Source organism: Ammoniphilus resinae (assembly GCF_017873965.1).
GTDB classification, from domain to species: domain Bacteria; phylum Bacillota; class Bacilli; order Aneurinibacillales; family RAOX-1; genus Ammoniphilus_A; species Ammoniphilus_A resinae.
Window position 1 is genome coordinate 176,091 of sequence record NZ_JAGGKT010000010.1, and the last position, 11,760, is coordinate 187,850.

12 protein-coding genes are annotated in these 11,760 nt (G+C 42.2%); all 12 read left to right on the plus strand.

Annotated elements, in window-relative coordinates; all coding sequences use genetic code 11:
• Window positions 1-10 precede the first annotated feature (10 nt).
• Window positions 11-1,480, plus strand: a complete 1,470-nt coding sequence (locus J2Z37_RS16400) for a purine-cytosine permease family protein (RefSeq protein ID WP_209811364.1) — start codon at window positions 11-13, stop codon at window positions 1,478-1,480.
• A 14-nt stretch (window positions 1,481-1,494) separates the two neighbouring features.
• Entirely contained in the window at window positions 1,495-3,219 is a 1,725-nt protein-coding gene (locus tag J2Z37_RS16405; protein WP_209811365.1) for a nitrilase-related carbon-nitrogen hydrolase, read from the plus strand.
• Window positions 3,220-3,631: 412 nt separating this feature from the next.
• A complete protein-coding gene (locus tag J2Z37_RS16410) occupies window positions 3,632-4,396 on the plus strand; it encodes a hypothetical protein (protein ID WP_209811366.1) in 765 nt (254 codons plus the stop codon).
• A 15-nt stretch (window positions 4,397-4,411) separates the two neighbouring features.
• Window positions 4,412-5,041, plus strand: a complete 630-nt coding sequence (locus J2Z37_RS16415; protein ID WP_209811367.1) for a hypothetical protein — start codon at window positions 4,412-4,414, stop codon at window positions 5,039-5,041.
• Window positions 5,038-5,991, plus strand: coding sequence for a WYL domain-containing protein (locus J2Z37_RS16420; RefSeq protein WP_209811368.1), 954 nt, complete (start codon window positions 5,038-5,040; stop codon window positions 5,989-5,991). The genes J2Z37_RS16415 and J2Z37_RS16420 overlap by 4 nt, the downstream gene beginning before the upstream one ends.
• Window positions 5,984-6,553: a hypothetical protein gene (locus J2Z37_RS16425; RefSeq protein WP_209811369.1), complete on the plus strand. Its 570-nt coding sequence runs from the start codon at window positions 5,984-5,986 to the stop codon at window positions 6,551-6,553. Before J2Z37_RS16420 ends, J2Z37_RS16425 begins: the two co-directional genes overlap by 8 nt.
• 80 nt (window positions 6,554-6,633) lie before the next feature.
• On the plus strand, window positions 6,634-6,837 hold the full coding sequence (locus tag J2Z37_RS16430; RefSeq protein WP_209811370.1) for a hypothetical protein: 204 nt from the start codon (window positions 6,634-6,636) through the stop codon (window positions 6,835-6,837).
• A complete protein-coding gene (locus J2Z37_RS16435) occupies window positions 6,830-7,150 on the plus strand; it encodes a winged helix-turn-helix domain-containing protein (protein WP_209811371.1) in 321 nt (106 codons plus the stop codon). The genes J2Z37_RS16430 and J2Z37_RS16435 overlap by 8 nt, the downstream gene beginning before the upstream one ends.
• A 241-nt stretch (window positions 7,151-7,391) precedes the next feature.
• Window positions 7,392-9,107, plus strand: coding sequence for a PAS domain S-box protein (locus J2Z37_RS16440; RefSeq protein ID WP_209811372.1), 1,716 nt, complete (start codon window positions 7,392-7,394; stop codon window positions 9,105-9,107).
• A gap of 35 nt (window positions 9,108-9,142) precedes the next feature.
• Window positions 9,143-9,208 carry a hypothetical protein gene (locus tag J2Z37_RS25595; RefSeq protein WP_425340334.1) on the plus strand — a complete coding sequence of 22 codons (66 nt, stop codon included), beginning with the start codon at window positions 9,143-9,145 and terminating at the stop codon, window positions 9,206-9,208.
• 235 nt (window positions 9,209-9,443) lie between these two features.
• Window positions 9,444-10,526 carry a TRAP transporter substrate-binding protein gene (locus J2Z37_RS16450; RefSeq protein ID WP_209811373.1) on the plus strand — a complete coding sequence of 361 codons (1,083 nt, stop codon included), beginning with the start codon at window positions 9,444-9,446 and terminating at the stop codon, window positions 10,524-10,526.
• A 209-nt stretch (window positions 10,527-10,735) separates the two neighbouring features.
• Window positions 10,736-11,278 (plus strand): hypothetical protein, encoded by a 543-nt coding sequence (locus J2Z37_RS16455; protein WP_209811374.1) that lies wholly within the window; start codon window positions 10,736-10,738, stop codon window positions 11,276-11,278.
• The last annotated feature ends 482 nt before the right edge of the window (window positions 11,279-11,760 follow it).

Sequence of the window (11,760 nt, forward strand, 5' to 3'; positions counted from 1 at the left end):
GAGGGAAAGAATGAGGAAGGATTCACAGGTAAATCAAGTAAATAATGATGTCTATTATGGGATTATCCCGATTCTTCACAAGGAAAGGATTTATGGGTTTTGGGATATCCTGCTTGTCACTGGAGCCTGGGCGATTGCAACGTGGTGTTATGTACAAGGAGGATATATCGCAACCCTTGTGGGAGTGAAAGAGGCGATCACTTCTACGCTTTTTGGAATGACGTTTTCTGGATTGATTTTATGCTTGGCTGTTCTGATTCCTACGAGGTATGGGATTGATCTTTGGGTCTATCAAAGGGCCTTATTCGGTTATTTAGGTGTTGTGGTGATGGCGGTCTTAGCGATCATGGCCAGTTTTGGTTATGAAGCGGTGAACGCTGATCTATACGCGAACTCAATCACCTTGTTGTTAGATTCCGCAGGGATCCCTGTTGGAGAGGCCTGGAAGCCATGGATTGCTTCTACCTGTATTATCTTTGGCGGATGGATTGCATTAAGGGGTCCAATCGCGGTGAAAAGGGCGACGCAAATTATGGTCCCAAGCCTTATGCTTGTCGGTGTTGTGATTATATTTCTCGTGTTTCGGAGCTATTCTTTTTCTGAGTTAGCCGCCATTAAACCTTTATATCCAGATGCTTATGGCGGTCCGTTTGAAAACTATATGATGGTCATGGAATGGAATATCGCGTTTATCTTTGCTTGGTTTGCTGCATTAGGTGTTCTAGCTAGGCTTGTCAGGAATGAAAGAACCAGCTATTGGGGCCATGTGGGCGGTTTTTCAGTAATTATGGCTATATTCATTTGTATTGGTGCCTTAACCGCTCTAGCGATGGTTGCAGCAACGGGTAAGGAAAGTGTGGATCCTACCGAGTGGTTAATCGAATTGGGCGGACCAACTTTGGGGATCCTTTCGTTGATTTTTATCGGGGTCGCCAATGTGACAACCCAGGCCGTAGCTCTTTATAGTTTTACAGTAAGTACGAAAATCATTAAGCCAGATTGGAATTATAAAAAGGTGGCGATTTTCTGGTCTGTTTGGTGTATTGTTTTACTCTTCTGGGGTAGGGTGTTTGAATACTATAGTGTATTCTTAGCCGTTGTAGGGGCTACCAGTGGACCGATGATTGCTTTGCTCTTAACGGATTTCTATTTGGTTAGAAAACAAAGGTTTTCGTTGAAGGCTATTTTTCAGATCAAAGGAAATAACGCCTATAAATATACAGGTGGCTTTAATATACCAGTTTTAATTGCATACGGATTAGGTCTGTACAGCTATTTCCTTGTTTATGATCCAATCAATTATGTGATTAAAAGTGACATATTCTTATACACAACAGCGACAGGGTTGTCGATGATCGTAAGCGCAGGTGTCTATTATATTCTGAGTTTATTTAAACCAATCAATCAGTACTTAAGAAAAGATGTCATGGATCAAGAAGTTCAGTTGGAACAAAGTTCAGATCCTTCCATTCATCAGTAAAAGGGGGAGAGATGGTGCCTAGAAAGTATCAAGCTGCAGCCATACAATTTAACCCAACTCTTGGTCAAAAGGAGGAAAATATCCAACAATGTTTGGATAGGTGTAGAGAAGCAGCGAGTCATGGAGCGAAATTAGTCGTCCTGCCGGAAATGGCAACGACAGGCTATTGCTTTTTTAACCGTGAGGAAATCAAGGGAGAGGTAGAGCCGATTCCAGGACCAACGACAGAGCGTTTTGAGCAGATGGCGAAGCAATTTTCATGCTATATCGTGCTTGGCATGGCTGAGGTCGATCCTCTGACAGACATTTATTACAATTCTGCCGTACTCATTGGACCACAGGGGATCATCGGGAAGTATCGAAAAACGCATCTTTATGCAGCGGATACCAAATGGTCGAAGGAAGGGGATCTGGGTTTTCCGGTTTTTGAAACGGAGCTCGGGAAAATCGGCTGCCTCATTTGTATGGACTATACGTTTTTCGAGCCTGCTAGGATGCTGTCACTTCAAGAGGTTGAAGTGCTTTGCAATCCTACCAATTGGAATATTGAAAAATGCCCAGCACCCGCTTGGTTTACCAGGGCTTGGGAGAATGGGGTCTATGTGATTTCAGCCAATCGAAGTGATCGGGAGCGAGGCGTACAATTCTCAGGGGGCACCTCTCTGATTGATCCGGATGGGAAGCTGGTCCACTATATCGATGACGGGGTTGGGATTGTGTACGGGGAGATTGATCTAGATCACAGAAAAAATAAGCTAAAAGATAGACAGCCCAAACATTATCTAGCTCTCCCTTTAAATTTGTATCTCAACAATCCTTTACTGGTTCACCGATTGTATGATGAAAATCCCTTACCACAGGGGAAGAAATCGTTCCTTTCAATCTATCAATTTGAACCGAAGAGAGAGGATCTGGAAGGCAACTATGGAAAAATCGCAGAGGCCGCTAACAGGGCAGCAAATCAAGGCGCGGAGCTGCTTGTTTTACCGGAACTCGCTTTCCATGGGAGAATCACTTCCTTGGCTGAGGCGGAACAGGCGGCCGTCGACTTGGCATCCGATGATGCTAGGATGGGTAGATTGATCCGTTTAGCGAAAGAAACGAAGCTCAGTATTGTGCTGGGGATCGTGGAAAAAGAGTCGGCAGATTTTTATAACACGATTGTGTTGGTTTCTGATAAGGGGATCCAAGGCAAATACCGTAAAATCCACCTGAATGCTACGGATAAGAGATGGGCCAAAGCGGGGCGGGATGGCTTTGTCTATGTCGATCTGCCTCTGGGGAGAGTCGGCTTACTAACCGGAGATGATTGCCTTTTCCCCGAGTCTACGATGTCACTTGCCGTCTGGGGAACGGATGTCATGGCTGTTCCTGCTGCGGTGATGGCGCCTCATCCAGTGTCCGTTAAGGCGACAAGACTCCCCCTTTCCCCAGAATACGCTTTTGTTGGCGATGATCCTGCTCATTGGCATCTCTGGCGAATGCGTGCCGTCGAATGCAACACCTATATCGCTTTGGCTAACCAAACCGGGGAGAGTGGCATGGGGTTTAGTGGGATTTTTGGACCTCTCGATGCTCCGCGGGATGAAGTCCTCTGCAATCAGGAAGAAGCTGTAAAATGGCTAAACATCGATACCACATCAAGCAGTGGGATATATCCTGATAAGCCCGTACGAATCAAGGAAAATGTCAGGATGAGGAGCCCACGGTTATACGATCTTCTTGTCGTGGAGCGGTGAGGATGAGGAGGAAGACCTTTTCGTCAGGGATGAGCAGCTGTATGGTGGCTGGCGGCCCCAGGAGTCCTTATTTTTGAAAAAAACAGGAATTTCGGTACTAACCGGACACACAGGCCCTTATTCCTTGCAATTTTGCTCCAAAATCCATCCAAAGAAGCAAATAAGGGCTCTCCTGTCCGTTTCTTCCCCAAAATGGGTTCTTTTGAACAAAATAGAGGCTTCTGTGTCCGCAGACGATGAAGGGCTGTGGGTTAGACCTATCTTAGAGACAATACATTAGCTCAGTGAAGTCCCATTCCCCATTCTCACAGAGAATGGGGCTTTTTTTCTGCAAAATTGACAAGATTGACCAACTTTTCAGGGGGGACCACTGCATAATACAGGTATTACGATCGTTAAAGGAGGATACCCCATGTTAAGAAATAAAAAAGCACCAACAGCTGTTGTCAAAGGTTCTTATCATGAATACGTTCTAAACCAATTTCGAAAGGAACCGCATAAGGAATCTTTCGAGGTGGACAGGGAGTCGATGGAAAGAATCAGTCTTCTATTTTCAGGGTATATCGACCGGCTTCACTATGCAGAGCATGAGAATGTTTTCGATCTATTCTATGCTGTTCATGAAATCATAGCGGTTGTTCAGCAAGATTTGCTGGCATTAAAGGCGTTAACCAATGAATTGATTCATATAGAGATGTTTACGGCTCGAGATATGGAAAGACTTACTGTTTTTGAAAAGCTATCCCGAATCCATCATGATCTGTGTACCTATCTTGAGCTACAAGAGGCATCCTCTGTGGGGGAATATCCGGAACTAGCAGAAAGAGGCGGGCGTTTCTTAGATCAGTTACTAGAAATCAAACATTTACTTCAGCTTGCTGGGATTGAAACGGAGCATTATGACCACTGTGTAAGTAATCTTCAGTTCAAATTGAAAGGACTGGCTGATGAGCTGCAGGCCTATACCACTCATACATTTGGTGTGTCCTTCGATGAGAAGCATTATATTCCTTTGGCAGCTCTCTGTTTCGGGATTTACTTTATCAAAGATGTAGCGAATTATTTGGAGTGGGAGGTCATTTCAAATCTAGATGATCACATCCGTCCCTCCTTCCCAGCGAGGGCTTCTGTCCTCTATTCCCTGGGAGAAGACTTTACCTTTGGTAGTTTTGAATAGAAGGAGGGGATTAAAATGGATTCATGGAAATATGCAGGGATCCTATTGACTTCGTTGTTCCAGGCAGCTGTACAGTACAACCTGGATAGCGATGAATACACCTATGGTCTTCAGGATCTAGTCTGTGAAATCGAGAAGTATACCTTTAAGACCGATTCGATCGTCAAGGAATTAGTAACGAAAAGGCCATACAGTCAGGATGATCTCGGCGTGATCGAGGTGATCCTCTCTCTCAAACAGAAAAGTTCATTACTAAACGATTATGTTGGAATTTTACTAGAACAGGATGCAAGGAACTGTAAGACACTCATTGGCCTATCTGAAAACCTTCTCAAAACGATCAAAGAATGTCATGTGCTGATTGTGAAGTTGGAACTAGATACCACTTCTTTAGATTTGTGTATCGATTATTTTAAAATAGGGCTGGGTACTCTCCTTGACGCTTATAAAGAGAAAATTATAGAGTCCCATCAAGAATACCTAAATAGCCATCCTCAACAGCTGGGATTGATGATTTTACAAGTTCAAGTTTTGGAAAAGATTCTCTATCATTTTCCGTTTCCTGGTATAATCCCATTGGACCCCTTTGAAATGTGGATGGAATGGGGGGACTGGGTCACGGAGAAAGGGGCATTGAGCGTATGAACCGAAAAGAAACGAAACCACTCCAAAAGTTTAGTGATAAATGGTATCGTTTGGTTATTTTTGATGCGTTATATCGATTTTCGTCAAAAGATAAACCGATGAAAGTATCTCAGTTAACGGAACGGATTATGGACCCGCAAAGTGAAACACATCGATATTTTGAGAATCTAGAGCTTATCGCGAGGACGGTTGATCGGACCCTTCAGGATTTGGTTGAATTACAAATGCCTATCGCTAATATGATGATCCATAAACATCCCATCGATCGACCTGCCACCTATTATGCTGAACCAGCACCGATGAGAAGGAACAGGGCTATTCAGAGCCCTCCTCATCCCAAAATCTTGGAAACGATTTATGAGGCCATTAAGGACAAAAAGCTGCTGACTTTTAAATATAAAAGGGAGGAAACGCTCATTGAAGAGGAGAGGATCGTTTCGAGAGATCGAAGCCACACGATTCGTGTCATCGCGCTAGACATTCTTACCTATAAGCAGATGGATGAAGAAATGTATTATCTGATCGCTTATGATGAAGAGGGTCAAATCAAACATTTCCTTATGAAGGAAATGTCGGATTTATCCTTGAAATTCTACTCACTTGACGTGGAGCGTCCCATTTACGAGAAAAATACCTATAAATATCAACACCCGTATTTAATAGAAGGGAATCCGATCCGAATTTCTTTACGGATAAAGGGGACGTTGTACCGAGAATTGGTCAAACTCTGTGGAAAAGAGGGGAATCAGTTTGGCCCCTCAGGAGTGACTTCCCTCCCCATCCAGGCCAATGTGACTGCGACTGCAGAAGGATTGATGAAGTGGTGCTTGGCAAATATCGGAAGGTGTGAAATCCTCTCACCAGAGGATCTACGTATGAAATTCATAGAGCAATTAAAGCTAGCGACGGATTCTTATCAAATGAAAACGGAGGGCACGATCCATGTATGAGCTAAAGGAAATGGACCGATTCGATCAGCAAATTCTATTTTTAATCCTGTTAGGTGCCTACGAAAATTCAATGATGGATGCTCAAAAAGTGGGCTTGACTAGTGACATGATCTCTTTGGATCGTATTTTTGGTGAAATGGTTCATCTAGATCGTAACGAAGTTCTTTGGGCAGAAGCAGGGATTTCCAAGCCTTTTCAAGAGCGAGTCTACAGTCTAATGGATGAAGTTGAAAAACAAGAGATCATCGAACTTTCGGTTGACGGGACGATCTTTCCCAAGGAAGGAACAGACTTCACCCGAATTTTTCAAGGAATTATTGGAACCGTCTGTGAGGAGTTAGAGCTCGAGATTAGCTTTGATGGCTATAGCTATGAGAGAGCTCAAGAAATTACAGCTGCCAAAGATCTCTTCTTATCCATGTTGCAACAGAACCAACTGGAATTTTCTCATTTGGCTTATGATGAGAACGAGCGAATATGCATTCTCTCCATCGCCCAACTTCAAAAATTAGCAGAACTTAGTGTCCTGTTTGATGTCTATCACTATTTCGATCACTTTTAAATTGAAAATGACAAGATTGTCCAAATTTCTTCTAAAAAAGATTAGATAATAGCTCTATAACCAATAGGGGAGTGATCACTATGTTTATCCTAAAATGTGAGTGTGGAGCAGAAAGCAAGCTAACGAAGGGTCTGCAAAATGTGCTTAAGCCTAGTAGCGTGACTATCAAAATCGAAGGAGATATTGAGGTATATATTGACAATGATAGTGAACTTAGTCACATCTTATGCACGAAATGCGGGACAGAGTTATCAACCATGGGAGGGAATGGAATCAATGAATAATGTTACATTGCCTGAGCAAAGTGCAGTGGAGTTTCAATTATTATTACACTTGTTTGAGAGACATAATCAAAAGAGTAGACCCCTATCTACAAAAGAGGCCTGTCAGTTATTAGCCGAGAGATTTGGACTGACGAACGAACAAATCGATCTAGTTTATGAATCGAAAAGAAATCAATGGGTAACAGTCGTTGGGTACGCGAAACAAGCTTTAAAAGGAAATGGACTGATTAAAGCCATCGAAAGAGATCAGTGGGTGATTACAGAACAAGGAATACAAAAATTAGGGGTGTTAAGGGGAGCCCTTACCACTTAGTAATCGCCACCCTTTCCTTGTCGAACCCATCACTGAGATAAAGCTTTTCAATATATTTTAAGACTCTCATTTCTGTTATAAGATCGCCTAATTTGGTTCGTTTTTTCTGTTGCAAGAATGGCGCTAACGCTATACTATCAAGGAAGATATTCTGCGTAATAACATTACAAATGATAGTTAAATGGTATTCAATTTTAATTCTGCAGGTATGGTAAAGGTGATTCCAGTGGGAATAGTAAAGATGAAAACGAAAAGATTTAAGTTCAAGCGGTCCAAAAGGATCTCAATCCAAAATCAACTTGATCTAATCTATCATTCTGTATCGGATCTTATCTTTCTGATGAAGGTTGTGGATGAAAATCACATCCGTTGTGTTTCGGTCAATCAGGCGTATTTAGATCTGACCGGATTAAAAGAGGAGCAACTCATAGGAAAAACCATTTGGGAAATATTTTCTTATCCTGTCGCTGCATATGCTCACTCGAAATATCAAGAAGTTCTTCGAGCGGGAACGAAGTTGAAATATCAGGAAGAAGTAGATCTTATAGAGGGTAAGATGGTAGTCGAAACAAGGCTGCAACCCATTTTTGATGATCACGGGGTTATTACTCATTTACTAGGTGTCTCTCAGGATATTACAGATCAAAAAAAATTAGAAGAAGACCTGCGGCATAGCCATGAACGTCTTCAACGTCTATTAAAGACGGCGCACATCGGAACCGCACTGATGGATATCGAAGGGGGCCGCATTCTTGAAGCAGATCCCATTCTTCAAGAGATCTTTGGTTACAGTGCAGAAGAACTAAGAAATCAGCCTTTTTCTAAGATTACCTATCCGGATGATACCATTCCGAATTTGCTTTTATACCAAGAACTCATTGAGGGGAAACGCGATTACTATCAAATGGAAAAGCGTTACATTCGTAAGGACGGACGAGTCATATGGGGGAATTTAACCGTTACGATGCTTCATCGCAATCCTCTCTCAATTATGGCCATGGTACAAGACATCACGGGTCGCAAAGAAATGGAAAGCAGGTTGCGTGATAGTGAAGAGAATTACCGTTTGATAGCGGAAAATATGTCCGATTTCATCACCGTTTTCGATACCAATGAAAGAGTGCTTTATGCATCGCCATCACACCAAACCCATTTAGGACTTGATCTTAACAAATACGTGGGGGCTTACGCATATCCTTATATTCATCCTGAAGATGTAGGCAGAGTAAGGCATACTTTCTATCAATCGGTTGAAAATCGCAGTCCCCTTGTTATCGAGTTTCGATGGAAACATGGGGCAGGTCATTGGGTTCCATTAGAAGCGCGTGGTGAGTTGGTCATGAACCCACATGGAGAAGTCCAACAAATGGTGATTATCTCCCGTGATATGACAGAACGTAAAGCAGCAGAGAAAAAGCTAAAAGAGGCCAATGAGGTATTGAAAAATCTCTCCCAACGAGATGGACTGACGGGAATTTCCAACCGCCGTTATTTTGACGAGATGCTGCAGAGTGAAGGAAAACGTGCCTCGCAGAATTCTTATCCACTATCGTTAATCCTCATGGATATCGATTGTTTTAAATCTTATAACGACACCTATGGGCATCAGGGTGGAGATGACTGTTTGCGCAAGGTTGCTGAAATAGTCGAAAACGAGTTGAAACGCCCTGGTGATTTCGTCGCGCGATACGGCGGGGAGGAATTTGCAATTATCCTGCCGTGGACCGATCGGGAGGGGGCCATGCATGTTGCAGAAAGAATAAGATCACATGTTGAATCCCTGAAAATTCCCCATATTGGGTCTGAAGTAAAGTCCTATGTCACGGTCAGCATAGGGGTGGCAACGATGATTCCCAGCATTTTCTCTGATGTATCCAAATTAGTAGAGTGGGCGGACCGGGCCCTTTATACAGCGAAAAATAATGGGAGAAATCAGGTTTCTGTGTACCAACGGTAGTCATTCATGTTTGGACGGTTGTCCCCTTACGATTCATAAGTGAATCCCTTGGAAACAAAGTGAAATGGGATCCAAAAACAAGCGAGATTCATATTGATTAAGGATGAAAGCCTGACAGTTTTTTTGTCAGGCTTTTTTCACATTTCTATATTTATGCGCCTAAATCTAGGAGAGCTTTAAAGAGAGCGTTTTTTAGGGGCCTTCATTACAGGATAAGAAGCCAGTTAATTGTCAGACCAGAACAATATTTATTAATTTTCAAAGTATTATATTGACCAATTAATTTATTGAATATATAATCTATAAAGAAAATATGAAATAAAAGGGGGATAAGACATGAAAAAAGGAATTTCTCTTGCATTGGTAGGATTGTTGGCTGCAGGTAGTTTAGTAGGGTGCGGAAGTAAACCCGCAGAGCAATCTAGCACAGGCGGATCCAGCCAGCCGGCACCGTCTAACAACTCATCTGGCGGAGAAAAGTCTGGTGGGTCTAGCAGTATTGAAGAAGTAACCATTGCCGTTGCGCACGCAACACCGGATTCTGAAACTTCACACTACCATGCTTTCGCCACAAAGTTTAAGGAATTAGTAGAAAAGAATACAGATGGAAAAGTAAAGATCGAAATCCATCCGAACGGTGAGCTTGGTGGAGAGCGTGAAGCAGTCGAAGCTGTACAAATAGGTACCTTAGATGCGACAATTACATCCAGCGGACCAGTTGGAAACTTTGCACCGCTTTCCAATGCATTCGACTTCCCGTTCCTCTTTAGAGATAAGGCCCATGCGTACAAGGTGTTGGACGGAGAACTAGGCGCGGAGGTAAGCAAGCAATTAGAGAGTGTGGGAATTGTAAACTTGGCTTGGGCGGAAAATGGATTCCGGAACATTACAAACAATAAACGCCCGATCAAGAAACCGGAGGATCTACAGGGGCTTAAAATTCGTACGATGGAAAACAAGGTCCACCTAGACTCTTTCAAGGAATTCGGAGCAGCACCTACTCCAATGGCCATTACGGAAGTGTTTACTTCCATGCAACAAGGAGTTGTTGATGGAGAGGAGAATCCATTGTCCGTTATTGTCCCACAGAAATTCTATGAAGTTCAAAAATATATGACATTATCCGGCCATTTCTACAGCCCAGCGCTATTTGTGATAAACAAATCAAAATTTGATGGATTCTCTCCTGAATTGCAAAAGATCCTTATCGATGCAGCTACTGCATCCCGCGATTATGAACGAGAATTCATTGCAAATCTAGAAGATAAGTATATCCAAACTGCGAAGGATAGCGGAATGGAAATTCTGACGGCTTCCGAATACGATCAAGCAGCATTCCAAAAGGCATCCGAACCAATATACAAGAAATACGAAGCAGAGTACGGTGAATTTATCCAGAAGATTTTGGATACCAAGTAAAAGGGATGCCACTGAGGGGAATAGGAGTTTGATCTACGCTTCCCTTATGGGTCGAACCTCTACTGAAAAATTGAATGACTAAAATGGACAAATCCCTGATTTCAGTGTGAATCAGGGATTTGTTTATTTTTTTAACCATTTAATTGAGCGAACGCCCAGTATAACCCCATTAATATGTTACAATTACCAATAGATGGGAGGAGAGAAGAGTGAAAAATGTTATTTTCTTCATTACATTTATAACTATCTTAGCAGGATGTACTTTATCAAATAATGATATAGTAATGAAACAATTTATGGAAAAAGCGCCAAACCCAGAATCTATTGTAGTCCTCCATAAAGAAGAGTTGAACAATGGAATCATAATTTTGTACAAAGATGAGTCGGGATTTCGTCATGCGTTTTTCTCAGAGAAATTGGGATATTGGAACATGAGTGGAAATGCTGAATTGAACCCAAAAGATGGTTTTAATTGGACCATGAATAATGACTCTAATATTCCAATAGTTACATTTGCAGGGGTTCTTACTAATGACAAAATAAAAAAAGTGATGATTAAGCAAGAAACATTAGAGAGTCAAGCAAAAATTATTGAAACAGAACAGGGTAGGATTTGGTTTACTTATTTTGATACTTTGGAAAACGCTAACCCTGACCCACTAAAGGTTGAGGCTTTGTCAGACTCGGGTCAAATAGTATGGAAAGAAGGCATTTATGATGGGAAGTTCTTTAGCGGAGTAACAGGAAAGTGAAAAGGGATTGTTCCCTAATGGAAATCGCATCCGGGAGCAATATCTAATGGAAAAACTCCGTTATGAGGCCTAAAAACAGCAACGGCGAAGCCATGCTTCACCTCGGTGAAGGAGTCAGACCTCGGTCAGGATATGTCGAATGATTAAAATACAAAAACCCCTGATTTCCATGTGAATCAGGGATTTATTATTTCCCAAGTTTCAGCCAACTTAGGTTCCTTCCGCTAAAAGTAGATGTCCTGTGCTATCTTGGCGGAAGAGGGTTTCAAGACCAGCATTTTTCTTTCAACTCGGTTCACACCGGTACCAGGATCCACTAAGAATATTGGTTTCGTGGAATATAGATGGTTAATACTTCTCAATTTAGGTTGGGGTGAAGGGGAATAATAAAATGTACCCTTTGTAAAGGACGCTATAAAAAAGTCTAGGCAGCTCTAAGAAGATGATCTCTGAATTGAACAGGGGTCATCTTTTTTAAACCC